The sequence below is a fragment of the Haemophilus haemolyticus genome (assembly GCF_003493605.1).
GTDB classification, from domain to species: Bacteria; Pseudomonadota; Gammaproteobacteria; order Enterobacterales; family Pasteurellaceae; genus Haemophilus; species Haemophilus haemolyticus_J.
Genome location: NZ_QQKA01000004.1, coordinates 106,062 through 126,208 on the forward strand (window position 1 = coordinate 106,062; position 20,147 = coordinate 126,208).

General features: G+C 37.5%; 18 protein-coding genes. 5 read left to right on the forward strand and 13 right to left on the reverse strand.

Annotation, left to right across the window (positions count from 1 at the left end):
* Nucleotides 1–52: 52 nt before the first annotated feature.
* Genes era through lepA form a run of 4 tightly spaced genes read right to left on the reverse strand, consistent with a single transcriptional unit; the run spans nt 53 to nt 4,497 of the window.
* Nucleotides 53–961 carry a GTPase Era gene (gene era / locus DV424_RS04580; RefSeq protein WP_118859218.1) on the reverse strand — a complete coding sequence of 303 codons (909 nt, stop codon included), beginning with the start codon at nt 959–961 and terminating at the stop codon, nt 53–55.
* Nucleotides 958–1,641 carry a ribonuclease III gene (gene rnc, locus DV424_RS04585; protein ID WP_118859219.1) on the reverse strand — a complete coding sequence of 228 codons (684 nt, stop codon included), beginning with the start codon at nt 1,639–1,641 and terminating at the stop codon, nt 958–960. Before rnc ends, era begins: the two co-directional genes overlap by 4 nt.
* 1 nt (nt 1,642) lies before the next feature.
* Nucleotides 1,643–2,692 (reverse strand): signal peptidase I, encoded by a 1,050-nt coding sequence (gene lepB, locus DV424_RS04590; protein ID WP_118859220.1) that lies wholly within the window; start codon nt 2,690–2,692, stop codon nt 1,643–1,645.
* Nucleotides 2,693–2,700: 8 nt separating this feature from the next.
* Nucleotides 2,701–4,497, reverse strand: a complete 1,797-nt coding sequence (gene lepA / locus DV424_RS04595; protein WP_118859221.1) for a translation elongation factor 4 — start codon at nt 4,495–4,497, stop codon at nt 2,701–2,703.
* 307 nt (nt 4,498–4,804) lie between these two features.
* On the opposite strand from lepA, the gene DV424_RS04600 reads away from it, so the two are divergent.
* From DV424_RS04600 to DV424_RS04615, 4 genes are all read left to right on the forward strand, one after another.
* Entirely contained in the window at nt 4,805–5,413 is a 609-nt protein-coding gene (locus DV424_RS04600; protein WP_118859222.1) for a fimbrial protein, read from the forward strand.
* Nucleotides 5,414–5,479: 66 nt separating this feature from the next.
* Complete coding sequence (locus DV424_RS04605) at nt 5,480–6,175, forward strand: fimbrial biogenesis chaperone (protein ID WP_118859223.1); 696 nt, start codon at nt 5,480–5,482, stop codon at nt 6,173–6,175.
* Nucleotides 6,176–6,245: 70 nt separating this feature from the next.
* On the forward strand, nt 6,246–8,741 hold the full coding sequence (locus DV424_RS04610; protein ID WP_118859224.1) for a fimbria/pilus outer membrane usher protein: 2,496 nt from the start codon (nt 6,246–6,248) through the stop codon (nt 8,739–8,741).
* Between the two features lie 122 nt (nt 8,742–8,863).
* Entirely contained in the window at nt 8,864–9,880 is a 1,017-nt protein-coding gene (locus DV424_RS04615; RefSeq protein WP_239993570.1) for a fimbrial protein, read from the forward strand.
* A gap of 81 nt (nt 9,881–9,961) precedes the next feature.
* Here DV424_RS04615 and grcA read toward each other — a convergent pair whose 3' ends face one another.
* On the reverse strand, nt 9,962–10,345 hold the full coding sequence (gene grcA / locus DV424_RS04620; protein WP_005628746.1) for an autonomous glycyl radical cofactor GrcA: 384 nt from the start codon (nt 10,343–10,345) through the stop codon (nt 9,962–9,964).
* Between the two features lie 267 nt (nt 10,346–10,612).
* Here grcA and ung point away from each other — a divergent pair, with 267 nt between their 5' ends.
* Nucleotides 10,613–11,272 carry a uracil-DNA glycosylase gene (ung, locus tag DV424_RS04625; protein ID WP_118859226.1) on the forward strand — a complete coding sequence of 220 codons (660 nt, stop codon included), beginning with the start codon at nt 10,613–10,615 and terminating at the stop codon, nt 11,270–11,272.
* A gap of 69 nt (nt 11,273–11,341) precedes the next feature.
* On the opposite strand, the gene miaB is transcribed toward ung, so the two are convergent.
* From miaB to mrdA, 8 genes are all read right to left on the reverse strand, one after another.
* Complete coding sequence (gene miaB, locus DV424_RS04630) at nt 11,342–12,766, reverse strand: tRNA (N6-isopentenyl adenosine(37)-C2)-methylthiotransferase MiaB (protein WP_118859227.1); 1,425 nt, start codon at nt 12,764–12,766, stop codon at nt 11,342–11,344.
* 168 nt (nt 12,767–12,934) lie between these two features.
* On the reverse strand, nt 12,935–13,897 hold the full coding sequence (lipA, locus tag DV424_RS04635; RefSeq protein WP_005660728.1) for a lipoyl synthase: 963 nt from the start codon (nt 13,895–13,897) through the stop codon (nt 12,935–12,937).
* Between the two features lie 53 nt (nt 13,898–13,950).
* Entirely contained in the window at nt 13,951–14,589 is a 639-nt protein-coding gene (gene lipB / locus DV424_RS04640) for a lipoyl(octanoyl) transferase LipB (protein WP_118859228.1), read from the reverse strand.
* A gap of 1 nt (nt 14,590) precedes the next feature.
* A complete protein-coding gene (gene ybeD, locus DV424_RS04645) occupies nt 14,591–14,869 on the reverse strand; it encodes a DUF493 family protein YbeD (protein ID WP_105896530.1) in 279 nt (92 codons plus the stop codon).
* Nucleotides 14,870–14,972: 103 nt separating this feature from the next.
* Nucleotides 14,973–16,154, reverse strand: a complete 1,182-nt coding sequence (locus tag DV424_RS04650) for a D-alanyl-D-alanine carboxypeptidase family protein (protein ID WP_118859229.1) — start codon at nt 16,152–16,154, stop codon at nt 14,973–14,975.
* Between the two features lie 15 nt (nt 16,155–16,169).
* A complete protein-coding gene (locus DV424_RS04655) occupies nt 16,170–17,033 on the reverse strand; it encodes a septal ring lytic transglycosylase RlpA family protein (RefSeq protein WP_118859230.1) in 864 nt (287 codons plus the stop codon).
* A gap of 48 nt (nt 17,034–17,081) precedes the next feature.
* Entirely contained in the window at nt 17,082–18,197 is a 1,116-nt protein-coding gene (rodA, locus tag DV424_RS04660; protein WP_118859231.1) for a rod shape-determining protein RodA, read from the reverse strand.
* A complete protein-coding gene (gene mrdA / locus DV424_RS04665; protein WP_050822981.1) occupies nt 18,187–20,142 on the reverse strand; it encodes a penicillin-binding protein 2 in 1,956 nt (651 codons plus the stop codon). Before mrdA ends, rodA begins: the two co-directional genes overlap by 11 nt.
* Nucleotides 20,143–20,147: the final 5 nt, after the last annotated feature.

Genomic DNA, 20,147 nt, shown 5'->3' on the forward strand with positions numbered 1-20,147 from the left:
TCCCCATCGCAATAATGGGGATTTTTATTATGCGTATAAATTTTACCGCACTTTATTCATCCATATATCCTAAACTACGCAGCGCACGTTCATCATCTGCCCAACCTGATTTCACTTTTACCCAAAGTTCGAGGTGAACTTTGTTATCAAATAAACGTTCCATATCAGCGCGCGCTTCCATACCAATAGTTTTAATTTTTTGACCGCCCGCACCAATGACCATTTTTTTCTGACCTTCACGTTCAACGAGAATTAAGCCATTTATTTCATAAGTGCCACGTTCATTTACTTTGAATTGTTCGATTTCAACCGTAACAGAATAGGGTAATTCTTCTCCCGTAAAACGCATTAATTTTTCACGGATTATTTCCGATGCCATAAAACGTTGCGAGCGGTCTGTGACATAATCTTCTGGGAAATGATGTACACCTTCACGTAAAGATTGGCGTACAATTTTCTCTAATTCATGAACATTATTACCACGCTGTGCAGAAATTGGTACAATGTGAGCAAAGTTAAATTTACTGCTAAGATCTGTAATAAACGGCAATAAATCATCTTTATTCTTGATGTTATCTACTTTGTTGATAGCAAGCACAACGGGTGCTTTTGCATTGCGTAATTTGTTTAGCACCATCTCATCATCTGCATTCCAGTGTGTGCCATCTACGACAAAAATAATTAAATCAACATCGCCGATAGCACTACTTGCTGCACGGTTCATTAAACGGTTAATCGAACGCTTCTCTTCAATATGAAGTCCTGGAGTATCCACATAGATTTCTTGATACGCCCCTTCAGTTTTAATCCCAACAATACGGTGACGCGTGGTTTGTGCTTTACGCGATGTAATTGAAATTTTTTGTCCTAAAATTTTATTTAAGAGCGTTGATTTACCCACATTTGGGCGACCTACGATAGCAATAAAGCCGCAATAGGTTTTGTCGAATTGTTCGGTCATTTGATGTCCAGTTCTTTTAAAATTTGTTCTGCTGCCGCTTGTTCAGCTTTACGACGGCTAGATCCTTTTGCCACAAAAGTGCGGTCAATTTTCTCCGCACTTTTCACTTTGCATTCAACCGTGAAAATTTGGCAATGGGCTTCCCCTTGAATATTGACCACTTCATAAGTTGGCAATGGCAAATGTTTGCCTTGTAAATATTCTTGTAAACGAGTTTTCGCATCTTTTTGGTTATCACCTGGTTTGATTTCAGACAATAATTGTTGATACCAATTTCGAATCACTTGGGTCGTCACAGCCAATCCTTGATCTAGAGACATTGCGCCAATAATCGCTTCTACACAATCTGCTAGAATAGATTCGCGACGAAAACCACCGCTCTTTAGCTCGCCAGAACCAAGAGACATATAATCGCCTAATTCAAATTGACGCGCTAAAATCGCTAAAGTGGGTTCGCGTACCAAAGTAGCACGCATACGGCTCAGTTCTCCTTCATTACAACGTGGAAACTGATGATAAAGTGCTTCAGCGATAGTGAAATTAAGAATGGAATCGCCTAGGAATTCTAGGCGTTCATTATGTTGAGTCGCCGCACTTCGATGCGTAAGAGCCTGCTTTAAGAGCGCAATATTATTAAAACGATAGCCGATTTTACGCTCAAGTCGATCTAAATGATTCATCTTATTTTATTGCTGTAAAGAAACGCTCAAAACGGAAACCTGTTGGCCATTCATTCGCTTCTTTTTCTAAGCTCATCCAAATATAAGTAGCTTTACCCACAATATTTTTTTCAGGCACAAAGCCCCAGAAACGGCTATCATCGCTGTGATCGCGATGATCTCCCATCACAAAATACTGCCCCTCTGGCACAAGCCATTCTGCAGTTTGCATACCTTCTTGTGGGAAAAATTCAAGGTCTGAATAACGACGATACTCACTAATTAACACGTTATGTGTTACATCGCCTTTTTCAGTCAATTCTAATTCATTTGGAAAAGCAGGATTTGTTGGATTTTGTGTATATTCAAACGCCTTGGTTTCGCAATCAACCTCACAAGGTTTACCTTCTTTGCCATATACCACTTTTAGCGTTTTTTGTTCCGCATCAAAAATGACGCGATCTCCGCCCTTTCCAATAATACGCTTAATATAATCCACACCAGACATATTATCTTTTGAGCTTAACGCTAAATTTTCTGCAAATGCTGCTCGAGTAGCCCCAAGACCTGTACGAATTAAAGCTTGTTGTGGTGCTTTAAACACAATTACATCACCTCGTTGTGGTTTTTCACCAGCAATAATGGTGTTTTGGAAAATCGGATCTTTCACGCCATAAGCATATTTGTTCACTACCAAAAAGTCACCAACTCGTAAGGTTGATTCCATTGAACCTGATGGAATTTGAAACGGTTCAAACAAAAAAGAACGAACCAAAAATACCACTGCAAGCACAGGAAAAAGTGAAGACAAAAATTCTGAAGCCTCAGAAATCGGTTCAATTTTTGCTTTTTCTTCGTCAGTTAATACTTGGCCTGAACGCTGTTCAGCACGTGCGATTTTACGATTACGTTTTGGCGTTACCACAAAATAATGGTAGCACCATAATACACCTGAAAGTGCGGTCAAAATTAGCAATACAATACTGAATGTGTTTGGTAATTGAAAATAATCTAAAACTTTCCACACACCAAAGCCGACAGCCAATAAAATCACAAAAAATAAATTTGACATAATTTTCCTTATTTATCTTTTCCTACGTGTAAAATTGCTAAAAACGCTTCTTGTGGTACATCTACATTACCCAAAGACTTCATACGTTTTTTACCTTCTTTCTGTTTCTGTAAGAGTTTTTTCTTACGGCTCACGTCGCCACCATAACATTTTGCCAATACGTTTTTACGTAATTGTTTTACGGTTGAACGCGCAATAATGTGGTTTCCAATCGCTGCTTGAATGGCAATATCAAATTGCTGACGAGGAATTAACTCACGCATTTTTTCAACCAATTCACGACCACGATATTGTGCATTATCTTTATGAACGATTAAAGCCAACGCATCTACTCGTTCGCTGTTAATCATAATATCCACGCGAACCATATCTGCAGCTTGGAAACGTTTGAAACCGTAATCTAAAGAAGCATAACCACGCGATGTTGATTTTAAACGGTCAAAGAAGTCTAAAACCACTTCTCCCATTGGAATTTCATAAGTCAGTGCGATCTGATTACCGTGATATACCATATTGGTTTGCACGCCACGTTTTTCAACGCAAAGGGTAATGACGTTACCTAAATATTCTTGCGGCACCAGCATATTACATTCAGCGATTGGCTCGCGAATTTCAGCAATATTATTAAGTGGAGGCAATTTTGCAGGACTATCCACATAAACAACCTCGCCATTCGTTAATTGCACTTCGTAAATTACCGTTGGCGCAGTTGTGATAAGATCTAAATCATACTCACGCTCTAGACGCTCTTGAATGATTTCCATATGTAGAAGCCCAAGGAAACCACAACGGAAACCAAAACCAAGTGCGGTCGAAGTTTCTGGTTCATAGAAAAGTGATGCATCGTTTAAACTTAATTTACCAAGCGCATCACGAAACGCTTCATAATCATCAGAACTTACAGGAAAAAGCCCAGCATAAACCTGTGGTTTTACTTTTTTAAAGCCTGGTAATACTTCAGTTGCAGAATTATGTTGATGGGTTAAGGTATCGCCCACTGGCGCACCTAAAATATCTTTAATCGCACAAACTACCCAACCCACTTCGCCACATTCTAAAACAGTCGTATCTTCTTGTTTTGGCGTAAAAATCCCTAAACGATCTACGTTGTAAGTTTGCCCTGTGGACATCACTTTAATTTTATCGCCTTTACGTAATACCCCGTTTTTAATACGCACTAAAGATACCACGCCCAAATAGTTATCGAACCAAGAATCAATAATCAATGCTTGTAATGACGCATTAGGGTCGCCTTCTGGTGCAGGAATTTTTGCCACGATTTCTTCTAATACATCTTCGATACCTACACCCGTTTTAGCAGAGCATCGAACCGCTTCCATCGCATCAATTCCAACAATATCTTCAATTTCTTCCGCTACACGTTCAGGATCTGCGGCAGGCAAGTCGATTTTATTCAAAATCGGCACCACTTCTAAATCCATTTCGATTGCGGTATAACAGTTTGCCAGAGTTTGGGCTTCGACTCCTTGACCTGCATCGACTACCAACAACGCTCCTTCACAAGCAGCAAGAGAGCGAGACACTTCATAGGAAAAGTCCACGTGTCCTGGGGTATCGATAAAGTTTAATTGATAAGTTTCGCCATCTTTGGCTTTATAATTTAAAGTCACACTTTGTGCTTTGATGGTAATTCCACGCTCACGCTCAAGATCCATAGAATCTAGCACTTGCGCTTCCATTTCACGATCCGAAAGTCCACCACAGGTTTGAATTAATCGGTCAGAAAGGGTCGATTTACCGTGGTCAATATGGGCAATAATAGAAAAGTTGCGAATATTCTTCATAAAAGATAGTTTTTCTCAAAAAATCAATAAATTTAACTGGCGGATTGTACCTGAAATGCGTGTAAATCGCTAGGGATGCAAAAGAAAAGTCAGCAATCTATAAAATAAAAGGTTCAATTCCATATAACGCCCCCCTCAAAATGCTATAAAAGGGATCGAATGGTTAAAAAATAATCTGAAATCGTTTTTTTTTTTGCTCATTAAGTGTATTATGCGCAGGTTTTTAACATTTTAAAAACAGTCGTGATCACAAAATAACAAAAAAATGTGATCTTTACATAATTACTTCCATTCTAAGGATTAAATAATGAAAAAATTAACGTTAGCAGCAGGCTTACTTTTTAGTTTAGGCGGAATCTCGAGTGCATTTGGCGCAGCAGATGGCACCATTACATTTAATGGTCGTGTTGTTGATCAAACTTGTACTGTTACTACAGGTACAAGTGGTAATTTTGATGTAACACTACCAACAGTCAATAAAACACAATTAGCGGCAGATGGTGCAGTTGCTGGTGCAACACGTTTTAATATTGAATTAACGGGTTGTAAACCAGCTGCAACAGGAGGCACAGATGGTGTTCGTGCTTATTTTCTGCCAAATAGCCAATATGTGGATCCTAACACACATAATTTAAAAAATATTGCACAGACTACTGCAGCTGGAACAACTCCAGCTGAACATGTACAAATTCAATTAACTCATGCCGATACCAGTAAAGTGATTGCAGTGGGTGAGAATGTTGATACTCAAGAAAACAAGCCTTACAACTCTTGGTTTAATTTTGAGAACGATACTACTGTTGCAGGAACAGCTAAAGCTAAATTAACTTACTATGCACAATATATTGCCGTTGGTGCTGCAGCTACCGCTGGTGTTGTTCAATCTAAAGTTGAATATAACATTATCTATAAATAAACTTTCTTTTATCCGACTAACGCTTTCTGCGTTAGTCGTTTTTTCTGTTTCCTATTGAGTAATCCTATGCTAAAAAAAATCTTCCTCTTTTTAACCGCACTTCCTTTTTTTGCCCAAGCAAATGTCGTGATTACTGGTACACGCATTATTTATCCTGCTGAACAAAAAAATATTTCCATTCAATTAAGTAATGTAGGCGATTCTCCCGCATTGGTGCAATCGTGGTTAGATAAAGGCGATATTAATAGCAGTCCTAATTCAACTAAAGTGCCTTTTGTCATTGCGCCGCCCATTGTTCGAGTAGAAAGCAATTCTGGGCAATCTTTACGCGTAAACTTTACTGGCACCGAAGCCTTACCCCAAGATCGAGAATCAATTTTTTACTTTAATTTATTAGATATTCCCCCTAAACCAAAAGCGGAATCATTAGCGATCAACCCTAATTATTTACAATTAGCCATCCGTTCACGCTTAAAATTTTTTTATCGTCCAACAGGATTAGCAATATCTATTAATGATGCTTATCAAAAAGTGAATTTTTCAACAGATGGTTCTTCTTTGCGAGTGGATAATCCAACGCCTTATTTTATTACCTACGATCAAATTAAAATCAATGGAAAATCAGTGAAAAATGTAGATATGGTTGCGCCTTATTCACAACAAACCTATCCATTTAAAGGCGCACACGCGAATGAAACAGTTCAGTGGACTGTCGTAAATGATTATGGCGGCGATCAAAAAGGCGAATCAATTTTACATTAATTCAATCGCTAAAAATTAAGTAAAATTTTACCGCACTTTTTTTCTAATTAATCAGATAAGAAAATTAATAATGCTACAAAAATATCAATTACATCCAATTTATTGCGGGCTAGCTTTATGTTTTAGCCTGTCATTTTATGTTCACGCAGATGATGAATTTGATGCAGGCTTTTTACGACAAAGTGAAAATGCACCTGTGGTGGATATTCGCCGTTTTAATGAAAAAAATGCGGTTCTAGCAGGTCATTATCCCGCAGAAATTTTTGTCAATAATATCAACAAAGGGCATTTACAACTGCGTTTTGATGATACTGAAAACGGTATTTCGCTTTGTTTAACCCCTGAATTAGCCGAAATCTTAGATTTACAACCGAAAGCTTTTTTGCAATCGCCGTCTAATGCAATATGTGTGCCTGTAAATACAGCAATTTCACAAGTAAAAACAGAATTTGATACAGGGCTTTTACGCCTTAACGTGGAAATTCCTCAGGCTCTTACCATGCAACGTCCACGCGGTTATATTTCTCCAAGTCGTTGGCAAGATGGCGAACCTGCCGTCTTCTTAAATTACAATGCCAACCACTATCGCTATAACAATGGGAATAATACCTTAGCGCAATCTTATCTTGGTATTCGTGCTGGAGCCAACATAGGCAGTTGGGCATTACGACATTCTGGCTCTAAAAGTTGGCAAAAGTCAGTAGATCAAAACCAAAATAGTCACTATGAAAGTACAGAAACCTATTTACAAAAAGATTTTGCCGCTATTAGAGGGCTTGTAACATTAGGCGATTTCTATACATCTGGCGAATTAATGGAGGGGATGTCTTTACGTGGATTAAAAGTGGCTTCAGATGATCGAATGCTCCCCTCCTCAATGCGTGGTTACGCGCCTATTGTTCAAGGTGTCGCAAATAGTAATGCCAACGTGACAATTCGTCAAAATGGTTCAATTATTTATCAAACTTCTGTTCCTGCAGGTGCTTTTACAATTACGGATCTTTATCCAAGTGGCTATAGTGGCGATTTAGTCGTTGAAATTACAGAATCAAATGGGCAAATACGCACATTCACAGTGCCATTTGCTAATATTGCACCTTTGATCAGAATGGGACAATTTCGTTATCAAACTGCTTACGGTCGTTATCGTTATGGTTCTGAAATATATCCAGATAATGTATTACAAAGTACATTGCAATATGGTTTACTAAACAATTTCACGATTAATAGCGGAATAACATTACATAAAAATTATCGTGCAGAATTGCTAGGCGCAAGTCTAAATACGCCAATTGGCGCATTTTCTGCAGATGCCACCTTTGCACAAAGCATCTTTGATGAAACGAGAGAAAAGAAAAACGGTTATAGCCTTCACGCAAGTTATAGCGTAAATGTACTTTCGACTAAAACAAATGTGACTTTAGCTGCTTATCGCTATTATTCAAAAGATTTCTATACATTGAGAGATGTCATTTGGGCGAAAAATAATGACTATAATCTTGCCAATGAATCCTTGGGAAATATGCTATTTTCTCGTCCTAAGAATCAATATCAACTTTCAATTAATCAAAATCTTGGCGAAAAATGGGGTGTGCTTTATTTAATTGGTTCAACTTATAGTTACTGGGGAAAAAGCGGGGTACGTAATGAATACCAACTTTCTTACAGCAATAATTGGAAACGATTAAATTATCAAATTGGTTTTTCACAATCAGTTGATCAAGAAAGAAAAACGCGCGATAACAGTTTGTATTTAAGCTTCTCTATTCCATTGGGCGAACAATATGTATCTTCAACATTTACACATAATCGCCGTTATAACAATGCGCAAAGTAGCGTAAGCGGTTCAACAGGTCAATATAATCAATTTAATTACGCATTATCCGCTGCTAGCAATAATCAAAATAATCGTTCTGTTTCTGCGAATGTAGGCTACCGAGCCGATGTTGGTGATTATCAATTCTCTGTGGGACAAGATAATCAACACAATCGTCAAATCTCAATGACAGCCTCTGGTTCTGTTGTTGCACACCCTTATGGTGTGACGTTAGGGCAAACAGTAGGAGATAATTTTGCCATTATTCACGCCAAGGGCGCACAAGGTGCGTTAGTTACTGCAACAGGTATGGGTCAAACTTTAGATTATTTCGGTAATGCTATTGTGCCTTACACCTCCCCTTATTCTATTAACTATATTGGTATTGATCCGACCCATTTACCAATAAATATAGAGTTTGATTCAACAGAACAACAAATCGTGCCACGCGCCAATAGCATCAATCTAGTCAATTTTGATACGCAAAAAACGACGATGGTGCTATTTAATGTAGCAACGCCAAAAGGCGTTATTCTACCAATGGCAACAGAAGCTAAAGATGATAAAGGAAATCTCGTAGGCTATGTTGGGCAAGGTGGCGTTCTTTTTGCGAATAATTTAACGAAAGCAAAAGGCACACTTGTTGTTTCTTGGGGATTAGGGAAAAACGAGCAATGTTATTTTGATTATCAAGTCAATTTAGATAATGAATCAGAAACAATGCAAATTTATGATGTGAAATGTAAATAAAAGTTGAGAATCATATGTGGAAAAAAATAATATTTCTAACAGGCTTATGTTGCTACACTTTACCCTCGCTATCATTTGAACGTCGTACTAATGGCGATGGTTATCACTACAGAGGCGATAGTATGGAATATGATATAGTCGCGCCCTTTGAATTAGGCGTAAAAACGGCAGATGGCACCATTCCTTTATATTCACGCCATTACTCCGCAGACGACTTACCGCGTAAATTTGATAATTTCGGTAATGCATTTTTTGTAAACGATGCCGAAAAATATAAGTTTGTTCGTGGTCATAACAATGGAGATAATTTTTGTACAGAACTTTATGCAAGATCTATTTTACCTGTTATTGGCTCCATAGATAACCAACCTATTTATGATATAGGGAATGAATATATTGGGATTCTAGTCTATGCTGGCGATACCAATAGCCCCGTAGCTGTTAATAGTAGTTCTTGGCAAAAAGTGTTTAATGGATGGTGCACAACATCAAGTCAAGGAGCTTCAGCTAGAGTGTTTCCTGTTCTTCTAAAACAACCTCCTACAGGGGAATATACCATTCCTCGTACAAAAATTGGCGAAATTGAACCTCGTCGCCGTTCCGATAGCAAATATGGCGAATATACAGGAAATAAAATTACAGAAATTTATCTTAACACATTCAGATTTAAGGTTATTCCCCACACTTGTGTTTTAACCACGCCAAAGGACATTACGCTCAAATTGCCAACTATTTCTCAGCGTAGTATCGCAACTCAAGGAGATGAAGTTTATGGCGGTAAATTCGAAATTGGTTTACGTTGTGATAATTCATCGCGAAGTGGTTTATGGGGTGGGATTCGTGTTTATAGCACATTAACCGATAAATCAAATGAAAGTAATCGGAGTGATATTTTAAGTTTAACAGCGGATTCAAGCGCAAAAGGTATCGGAATTAAACTCTATAATAATTGGAATACGCCCGCTTTAAAATATGGGCCTGAAAGTTCCGAAAAAGGCACAGAAAATCAATGGGAGTTTTCATCTGGTGTTCAAAATAATCCTTCTGTCTTATTCCGAGCTTATTATGTCAATACAAATGGAAATGTGAAGCCCGGAACAGTGAAAGCAATTGCCACTTATACATTCTCCTATCAATAAAGTGCGGTCAAATTTTCAGGACTTTTAGATAAAACAAAACCCCGAATGACTTCGGGGTTTTGTTTTTCATTCAAACTGAAATTATAGGCTTTCAGTGAAAGTACGAGTAATAACGTCGCGTTGTTGTTCTGGAGTTAAAGAGTTGAAACGTACTGCGTAACCAGAAACACGGATAGTTAATTGTGGATATTTATCTGGATTGTTTACCGCATCTTCTAAAGTTTCACGACGTAATACGTTTACGTTTAAGTGTTGGCCACCTTCAACTTTAACAGTTGGCGCTACGTTTACTGGTAATTCACGGTATTCGATTTGACCTAATTCGCTAACTGCAACAACTTGGTCTTCAGCGAATTCGCCTTTTGCACATAAGCAACGCGCTTCATTTTTTTCGCTGTCTAATAACCAGAATGAATTAAGCAAATTGTCATTTGCCGCTTGAGTAATTTGAATACCTTTAATCATAATAGCCTCCTAATTGGCATTGGAATAATCATAAAAACTGTACAAATTTTATCAAATAATTTGAAGATTTCAAATTATTTTGGATTTTTTTGATAAAGAACAGGTTATCTTTTTAGGATAATTTTACAAACTTGATCTAAATTAAACTTTACCTATTTATATAGCGATTCACCTAAAATAATTTAACATTAATTTAACCTTTAAACTTTTTATTGCCTTAATCTTTTTGTTTATAATAAGAACAAACTTATTAATAGGATCAAAATAATGAAAACCTGGACAGATGTTATCGGAAAAGAAAAAGAACAACCTTACTTTCAACACGCACTACAACAGGTTCATCTTGCAAGAACAAGCGGGAAAACAATTTATCCCCCACAAGAAGATGTATTTAACGCATTCAAATATACGGCTTTTGAAGATGTAAAAGTAGTAATTTTAGGTCAGGATCCTTATCATGGACCAAATCAAGCTCATGGATTGGCTTTTTCAGTAAAACCTGAAGTCGCAATTCCCCCTTCACTATTAAATATGTATAAAGAACTCACACAAGATATTTCTGGATTCCAAATGCCATCTCATGGTTATTTAGTCAAATGGGCAGAACAAGGGGTATTGCTGCTCAACACAGTGCTTACCGTAGAACGTGGTATGGCACATTCACATGCTAATTTAGGTTGGGAAACGTTTACTGATCGTGTAATTGCAGCACTTAATGAACATCGTGAAAAACTGGTGTTTTTACTTTGGGGCAGCCATGCACAAAAAAAAGGCCAAATTATTAACCGCACTCGTCACCTTGTTTTAACGGCTCCACATCCTTCCCCACTTTCAGCTCATCGAGGTTTCTTTGGCTGTCACCATTTTTCCAAAACAAATTCATATTTGGAAAGCCACGGAATAAAACCGATAGATTGGCAAATCTAAACCATATACCCTAAAAAAATAACCGCACTTTAATTTCTCAAAGTGCGGTTAAATATTTCAAGATTTCAATTAACCGTGGTAACGCCCTACGCCTAATTCATCTTCTTTACGTGTGCGATTCATCACTTCTTGTGGAGATTGCGCAATACGTAATCCCATTTCATCTTCAGTACGCACTACTTCACCACGTAGAGAATTAGTATAAACATCAGTGATTTTCACATCCACAAATTTACCAATCATTTCCGGAGAACCTTGGAAATTGACAATACGATTCGTTTCAGTACGTCCCGTTAATTCCATTATATCTTTCTTCGATGGCCCTTCAACTAACACGCGTTGTTCTGTGCCAAGCATGCGACGGCTAAACTGTGCAGCTTGTTGATTAATACGCTCTTGTAATACATAAAGGCGCTGTTTCTTTTCATCTTCCGTGACATCATCTGGCATATCTGCAGCTGGCGTACCTGGTCGGGCTGAGTACACAAAACTGAAACTCATATCAAAGTTCACTTGTGCAATCAAATTCATAGTTTGCTCAAAATCTTCTGCAGTTTCACCAGGGAAACCAACAATAAAGTCTGAGCTGATTTGAATATCAGGGCGCACAGCACGAAGCTTACGAATAATAGATTTATATTCTAATGCTGTATGACCACGTTTCATCATCGTTAATACACGGTCAGAACCTGCTTGGACTGGAAGATGCAAGAAACTCACCAATTCAGGCGTATCACGATATACGTCAATAATATCATCCGTAAATTCTATTGGATGACTGGTTGTAAAACGTAAACGGTCAATACCATCGATAGAGGCCACGAGACGAAGCAACTCAGCAAAGCTACAAATTTGACCATCATGTGTCGGACCGCGATAAGCATTCACGTTTTGACCAAGCAAATTAACCTCACGCACACCTTGATCCGCAAGCTGCGCAATTTCAAATAAGATATCATCCACAGGACGGCTGACTTCTTCACCTCGTGTATAAGGTACAACACAGAAAGTACAGTATTTATTACAGCCTTCCATAATCGAAACAAATGCCGTTGGACCTTCTGCACGAGGTTCAGGTAAGCGGTCAAATTTCTCAATTTCAGGGAAACTTACATCTACAACAGAACTCTTACCACCACGAATTTGGTTAATCATTTCAGGTAGGCGGTGCAAAGTTTGTGGACCAAAAATAATATCTACATAAGGCGCACGATGGCGGATATGTTCACCTTCTTGAGAAGCTACACAGCCGCCCACACCAATCACTAAATTTGGATTATTTTTCTTTAATTCTTTCCAACGACCAAGTTGGTGGAACACTTTTTCTTGTGCTTTTTCACGAATAGAACAGGTATTCAATAATAATACGTCTGCTTCTTCAGGAATTTCGGTAAGTTCTAATCCATGAGTACTTAATAAAAGATCGGCCATTTTAGATGAATCGTATTCATTCATCTGGCAGCCCCAAGTTTTAATATGTAATTTTTGAGTCATTTTCTACAATATCGTCAGGTGTTATAAATAATTAGTCGAATAAAGCGGTCGGCTATTTTACAGACTTGCAATAATTCTGGCTAGTAAATATTCGGTGAAAAAATATCAAAAATAAACCGCACTTTCATGACAAGCAAAAAGTGCGGTTTAATTCAGAGCTGTTTTAAATTATTTCACCAATCCGCCACTAGCTTGTAAATCAGCGTGATAAGAAGAACGAACAAATGGTCCACAAGCCGCATGTTCAAAGCCCATTTCATTGGCTTTATCACGGAATTCATCAAATTCAGCTGGCGGCACATAACGGGCAACAGGCAAATGATGGCGGCTAGGTTGAAGATATTGCCCCAACGTGAGCATAGTCACACCGTTATCACGTAAATCTTGCATCACTTGCAAAATTTCCTCATTAGTTTCGCCTAGCCCTACCATTAAACCAGATTTGGTTGGGATATTTGGGAACATTTCTTTGAATTCACGCAATAATTTAAGTGACCATTCATAATCCGCACCCGGACGAATTTCTTTATATAAGCGCGGTACGTTTTCTAAATTATGGTTAAAGACATCTGGCGGATTATCTTTTAATTTTTCTAAAGCCTGTGTAACACGACCACGAAAATCTGGCACTAAAATTTCAATCTTGATGTTAGGGTTAAGTTCACGCACAGCTTTTACACATTCAGAAAAATGACCCGCACCACGATCAGGTAAATCATCACGATCCACCGATGTAATCACCACATATTTAAGTTTCATATCTTGAATTGTTTCTGCCAATTTTTGTGGCTCTTCAGGATCAGGCGGTAATGGTTTACCGTGAGCCACATCACAGAATGGACAACGGCGGGTACAAATTGCACCTAAAATCATAAAAGTTGCAGTTCCATGATTAAAGCATTCGTGTAAATTTGGACAAGATGCTTCCTCACAAACAGAATGTAGCCCGTGACGACGCATTCCATTTTTAATGCTTTCAATTTTAGCTGAACTTGCTGGAAGTTTAATTTTCATCCATTCTGGTTTTTTTAATAATTCTTGATTAGGATCGATATTTTTTACGGGAATAATTGAGGTTTTTGCCGCATCGCGATATTTTACACCGCGTTCCATTTTGAAAGGCGTAGACATAGTATTTTCCTAAATAAAAATGCCCAAATTGGGCATTTAGTTTTTATAAAATGTTATAAAGTTGTTATATTATAGCCTAAAAGATCGGCGAAGTGTTTAATTAATTTTGCTGAAACATTATCGCAATCAGCTTCATCTTGATTAACAAAATCCGCTAACTGACACATTTCAAGCCCTGCATAACCACAAGGATTAATATAATGGAAAGGATTAAGATCCATATTAATATTCAATGCTAACCCGTGAAAAGAGCAACCACGACGAATACGTAATCCAAGAGAACAAATCTTTTTTCCATCCACATAAACACCTGGCGCATCAGGCTTTGGATAGCTTTCAATGCCATATTCAGCCAAAGTTTTAACCACCGTTTGTTCAAGTGCGGTAACTAATTGACGTACATTTAAGTTTTTATGGCGTTTAATGTCAATAAGCACATACATCACTTGCTGACCGGGTGCGTGATAAGTAATTTGCCCACCACGATCCGATTGTACCACAGGGATTTCACTACGTTGTAAAAGATGCTCTGGTTTACCAGCTTGCCCTTGGGTAAATACAGGGGGATGTTGCACTAACCAAATTTCGTCTTGCGTTTCTGCGGTGCGACTATCTGTAAAATTCTGCATTTTGTGCCAAATTTCTTGATAATCTTGCAATCCTAACTGACGAACGATAAGGGAATTAGTCATACTAAATAACCATTTTCACGCCTTCAACTTTAGCCAGTTCTTTATAAAGTGTTTCTACCTGCTCAAAGTTTTCAGCAATAATATCAATTGATACCGAATTATAAGTGCCTTTACTACTCCGTTTTTCCTTAGGAATATGATCGCCTTTAATATATTTTTGAACGACTTGAATTAGATCTTGCGCTAACCCCTCACGATTAATTCCAGCAACTTTAAATGTCATTTTTGCTGGAAATTCCATTAATTCTTTAAGTTTTGCGTAATCATTTTCTGTTGTCATATTATTTCCCCATAATAAAAATGATGTGTGAATAGTGGAGTACCCACACATTACGAATGCCTCAATTAAAAATGAAAAAAGTGCGGTAAGTTTCTGGCATATTTTATGCAAATAAGCCTTTTACAGTGAGCACGAGCCAATCCCAAGCTTTTCCGAAAATACCCGCCTCTCCCACATCATTCATCACTTGTAAATTGGCACTTGCAATATCCTTACCATCTAATTGATAAACCACTTTACCAATAACTTGACCTTTTGCTAATGGTGCTTGTAAATTTTTATCTGCTAATTCATAACGAGCTTTAACCTCATTTTGTTTACCTTTAGGAATTGTAACAAAGTGATCCATTAAAGCACCAAGTTTTACTGAATTTTTATCGCCATAATAAACCTTTTGTTCTGAAATTTCTTTGCCAGCCTCTAAAGTTTTAAATGTTTCAAAATTAGCAAAACCCCATTGTAAAAGTTTTTTACTTTCTACTTCACGACCTTTATAAGTTGGAACCCCCATTACCACTGAAATCAAACGCATATTGTTTGGTGTCGTGGCAGAAGCAACTAAATTATATCCTGCTTGACTGGTATGACCCGTTTTCATTCCATCAACATTGATAGTTTTATCCCATAATAAGCCATTACGGTTAGGTTGTTTAATCTTGTTAAATGTGAAATCTTTTTCTGAGTAAATTTTATATTCTTCAGGTAAATCACGAATAATATGCGCACCTATAATTGCCATATCACGTGCAGAAGAATACTGATTTGGATCGTCTAAACCGTGTGGCGTAGTGAAATTCGTGTTTTTTAACCCAAATTGTTGAACATATTTATTCATCGTTCCTACAAAATTTGGCACATTGCCTGAAATATGTTCAGCTAAAGCCACGGTTGCATCATTTCCAGAAACAATAATCACACCACGATTTAAATCAGCCACAGAAACCTGAGTATTTAAATCCAAAAACATTTTGGAAGAATCAGGAAAATTGCGTCCCCACGCACTCTCACCAATAGTAACCATATCGGTATTATGGATTTTGCCTTGTTTTAATGCGACACCAACTACATAACTTGTCATCATTTTAGTCAGTGATGCAGGATATTGACGTTGATCTGGATTAAGTGCGGTCAAAATTGCGCCTGAATTATAATCCATCAGTACATAAGTTTGAGCCGTAATTTGCGGCGGCATTACAGCAAACTGAATATCTTCAGCAGATACGGAAAAACTGCTAAGTGCCACAAATCCAGATAAAAATGCGATTTTTGTTGTTCTTTTCAACATAAGATCTTCCTACAATTAATTTTTATACGTATAAATAATTAATGGCTTATTATTCGCCATTTTTTGCAATTTGGCTCTTACTTGTGCCATTTTTGTTTTGTTATCAAAAGGCCCAATATGAATTTCATATTTATTTCCCGAGCGATTTACTTCAGTCTGAATATTCGCTAACGCAAGTTGCGTAATTAACTTATTTGCTTGGCTACGAGAGGTTAATTCAAGCATTTTCAAACGGTAAAATTCAGTTCCTTTTAGATCATTTATTGACTTAGATGCGTTATCAAAAAGCGTGTTAGATTTTAATACTAAACGATCGGCAGCTTCTTGAGTTTTTGCTTGTTTAGCCAGTGTTTTTGTGGCTGCACCTGATAAATTTCCATTTTTAGCAACGTGCAATGCCTCAATTCTTACCTGTCCAGTGCCGTGGGAAATTAAGCCAATTTCTTTTGCTGCAGCGTGCGAAAGATCAATTAAACGTTTATCGCTAAAAGGCCCACGATCATTAATACGTACAATCACTTTACGATTGTTATGTAAATTTGTCACTAAAGCATAAGAGTTTATTGGCAATGTTTTATGTGCCGCAGTAAATTGTTTTGAATTATAAACATCGCCACTTGCTGTTTTGCGTCCATCAAATTTAAGATGATAATAACTTGCCAAACCTTCTTTAATATAAGATTTAGCTTCATTCCCACTTTTAGTTGTATAAGTTTGCCCTTTTACTGAATAAGTACTTGGCGCAGGCGTTTGAGTTGCGATAGAAAGATTATCCCCTCGAATACCATACATTTTTTGCGTATCAGCCTGCGCAGGAAAAGCTACGCTTATCATAAATAGCAAAAGTGCGGTCAAATTTAACCCAGTTTTTAATTTCATAAAATATTAACGCTTTTCATTTATTCTTTAAGAAAGAAAAAAATGAAATTAGTTCCTTTTCATAAATTGACTTTTATGCGTATGAATAGACATCACTAAACCAAAACTTGCCATAATCGCAACATAAGAGGTACCACCATAACTAAATAAAGGTAATGGCACACCCACAACAGGCAAAATTCCGCTTACCATTCCAATGTTCACAAATACATAAACAAAGAAAATTAATGTTGTTGCGCCAGCAAGAATACGCTCAAAAGAAGTTTGAGCATTAACGGCAATCATTAAACCTCGCACAATAATAAACAAGTAAATCGCCATTAAAATCAAAAAACCAATCATTCCCTGTTCTTCGCCCATTACCGCAAAAATAAAATCCGTATGGGGTTCAGGCAAAAATTCTAATTGTGATTGTGTTCCCTGCATCCAACCTTTTCCACTTAATCCACCTGAACCAATCGCAATTTTTGATTGCAAAATATGATAGCCTGCACCAAGGGGATCTTTTTCTGGGTCTAATAATGTAAGTACGCGAGTACGTTGATAATCGTGCATTAGATATAGCCACATAATCGGAATAAACCCCGCTAAACCAATCACTGCCGCTAAAATAAGCCACCAGCTCATTCCTGCTAAAAACACGACAAATAAACCTGACGCACTGACCAAAATTGATGTGCCTAAATCTGGTTGTATAGCCACAAGTAAAGTCGGAATCATAATCATTGCAATCGCAATAAATGTTTCACTTAATTTAGGTGGAAGTGGACGATTACCTAAATACACTGACACCATTAATGGCACAGCAAGTTTTACAATTTCAGAGGGTTGAAAACGAATAAATCCCAGATCAAGCCAACGCTGCGCACCTTTACTTGTCGTGCCAATAGCATCTACTAAGATCAACAACACAAAACCAATTAAATAAAGATAAGGTGCGATGCGTTGGTAAAATCTTGGTGGAAATTGAGCCATTAACAGCATAACAATAAATCCAAGTAAAACCTGAATAATTCGGTTATTAAACATCATTTCACTGGCACCTGATGCACTATATAATACCAGCATACCATAAGCCGTTATTGCAAGAAGTCCGATAAACAGCCAAAAATCAATATGCAAACGTTGCCAAACACGCAACCAAAAAGGGATTTTATCTTCCATTTATTTGTTCGCTCTCTTGTGACAAATCTTTTTTTTGCTGAATAGGTACATTATATTTTTCAACTTGTGGTAAACGCTGATTCAAATAGTAATCCATCACTTTACGTGCTAACGGTGCGGCATTACTTGAACCACCACCTGCATTTTCTAAAATCACTGTCACAACCAATCTAGGATTTTCATAAGGTGCATATGCGGTAAACCATGCGTGATCATGTAATTCTTTTTTCAATCCAGCCGCATTGTATTTTTCATTTTCTTTTAAACTAAACACTTGAGCAGTACCAGATTTTCCTGCAACACGATAGTTTGCTCCAGCAAAAGCCTTTCTCCCCGTCCCTAAAGCTGAATTGACAACATTATACATTCCACGTTTTGCCGCATCCCAGTAACTTTGTTTAGCCTCTGTAATATCAGGATAAAGCAAAGGATCTTCATAAGGTTTTAGAGTCGATACTTCAATTGCTTTCATCAAATGCGGCGTATTTACTTTGCCATTATTGACCAATATCGTCGTTGCTTTTGCTACTTGTAATGGTGTTGCTGTCCAATAACCTTGACCAATCCCAACCGAAATCGTATCGCCTTGTACCCAAGGGCGTTTATAGCGTTTTTGTTTCCATTCTCGGGTTGGCATATTGGCAGCCGTTTCTTCTTGAATTTCAATCCCAGTTGGCATACCGAAGCCAAAGCGTTTCATCCAATCAGAAAGACGATCAATACCCATATTATAAGCCACTTGATAAAAATAAGTATCAGAGGATTCAGTAATCGCTTTATTCAAATCCGTATCCCCGTGGCCTGTTTTTTTCCAATCACGAAAACGTTTTGTGGAGTTAGGTAATACCCAATATCCCGGATCAAAAATCGTTGTGTTTGATGTAATCACATTTTCAGTTTGTGCGGCTACTGCAATAAAAGGTTTAACTGTCGAAGCCGGGGGATACGCACCTTGTGTCGCACGACTATAAAGCGGACGAGCAGGATTATTTAATAAACGTTTATAATCTTCTGACGAAATACCATCAACAAACAAATTATTGTCATAACTTGGCGTAGACACCATAGCCAGCACACCACTATCTTGAGGATCTAATACAACAATCGCACCTTTTTGCCCTGCCAAAAGATCTGTGATGTAACGCTGCAATTCTAAATCAATAGTAAGATAAATACTTTTTCCTGCAACTGAAGGTTGTTCACGTAACTTACGAATAACTTTACCACGGTTGTTAATTTCTACTTCTTCAAAACCTGTGGTTCCGTGTAACTTATCTTCGTAATAACGTTCAATCCCCAATTTACCTATATCATTGCTACCAGAATAATTGGTAAATTTTTCCTCTTTTTTCAAGCGTTCAACGTCTTTATCATTGATTTTTCCCACATAACCTAAAATATGCGTCATAATCTCGCCATATAAGTAATAGCGTTTGAAATAAGGACGTACATCTAAACTCGGATATTGATAGCCACTCACTGCAAAACGTGCGATTTGTTCTTCTGTTAAATTCGGTTTCAATAAAATAGGCGTGTAACGCGTTCCGCGGCGACGTTCCTTTTTAAAATTTTCAATATCGTTATCCGTTAATCCCACAATGTAGCGTAATTCATCTAAAGTGCGGTCTAAATTTTCAGTTTTTTCCGGCACAATGTATAAACCAAAAAAAGTAAGATTTTCGGCTAATAATTTACCGTAACGATCATAGATTAAGCCACGCGTTGGCGGTAAAGGTAATAATTTAATTCGGTTACCATTAGAACGCGTTTGGTAAGTATCAAAATTAACAATCTGTAGCTGATAAATATTGGTGAATAAAACACCTGTTAGTAACAAAATCCCCAAAAAAGCCACTAAAGTTCGGCGTGCAAAAAGGTTACGCTCCGCTTTTTTATCGCGGAACGGTTCGTGTGTTGGTGTATTGAAGAATTTTTTTAAATTCATCTGAC

Coding starts and splice junctions, on each gene's coding strand:
- DV424_RS04655 (WP_118859230.1), bottom strand. CDS start 17,033: ATGAAATTAAAAACTGGGTTAAATTTGACCGCACTTTTGCTATTTATG.
- grcA (WP_005628746.1), bottom strand. CDS start 10,345: ATGATTAAAGGTATTCAAATTACTCAAGCGGCAAATGACAATTTGCTT.
- lepA (WP_118859221.1), bottom strand. CDS start 4,497: ATGAAGAATATTCGCAACTTTTCTATTATTGCCCATATTGACCACGGT.
- lipB (WP_118859228.1), bottom strand. CDS start 14,589: ATGACTAATTCCCTTATCGTTCGTCAGTTAGGATTGCAAGATTATCAA.
- ung (WP_118859226.1), top strand. CDS start 10,613: ATGAAAACCTGGACAGATGTTATCGGAAAAGAAAAAGAACAACCTTAC.
- lepB (WP_118859220.1), bottom strand. CDS start 2,692: ATGTCAAATTTATTTTTTGTGATTTTATTGGCTGTCGGCTTTGGTGTG.
- DV424_RS04600 (WP_118859222.1), top strand. CDS start 4,805: ATGAAAAAATTAACGTTAGCAGCAGGCTTACTTTTTAGTTTAGGCGGA.
- DV424_RS04650 (WP_118859229.1), bottom strand. CDS start 16,154: ATGTTGAAAAGAACAACAAAAATCGCATTTTTATCTGGATTTGTGGCA.
- DV424_RS04605 (WP_118859223.1), top strand. CDS start 5,480: ATGCTAAAAAAAATCTTCCTCTTTTTAACCGCACTTCCTTTTTTTGCC.
- DV424_RS04615 (WP_239993570.1), top strand. CDS start 8,864: ATGGAATATGATATAGTCGCGCCCTTTGAATTAGGCGTAAAAACGGCA.
- miaB (WP_118859227.1), bottom strand. CDS start 12,766: ATGACTCAAAAATTACATATTAAAACTTGGGGCTGCCAGATGAATGAA.
- rnc (WP_118859219.1), bottom strand. CDS start 1,641: ATGAATCATTTAGATCGACTTGAGCGTAAAATCGGCTATCGTTTTAAT.
- era (WP_118859218.1), bottom strand. CDS start 961: ATGACCGAACAATTCGACAAAACCTATTGCGGCTTTATTGCTATCGTA.
- DV424_RS04610 (WP_118859224.1), top strand. CDS start 6,246: ATGCTACAAAAATATCAATTACATCCAATTTATTGCGGGCTAGCTTTA.
- mrdA (WP_050822981.1), bottom strand. CDS start 20,142: ATGAATTTAAAAAAATTCTTCAATACACCAACACACGAACCGTTCCGC.
- ybeD (WP_105896530.1), bottom strand. CDS start 14,869: ATGACAACAGAAAATGATTACGCAAAACTTAAAGAATTAATGGAATTT.
- lipA (WP_005660728.1), bottom strand. CDS start 13,897: ATGTCTACGCCTTTCAAAATGGAACGCGGTGTAAAATATCGCGATGCG.
- rodA (WP_118859231.1), bottom strand. CDS start 18,197: ATGGAAGATAAAATCCCTTTTTGGTTGCGTGTTTGGCAACGTTTGCAT.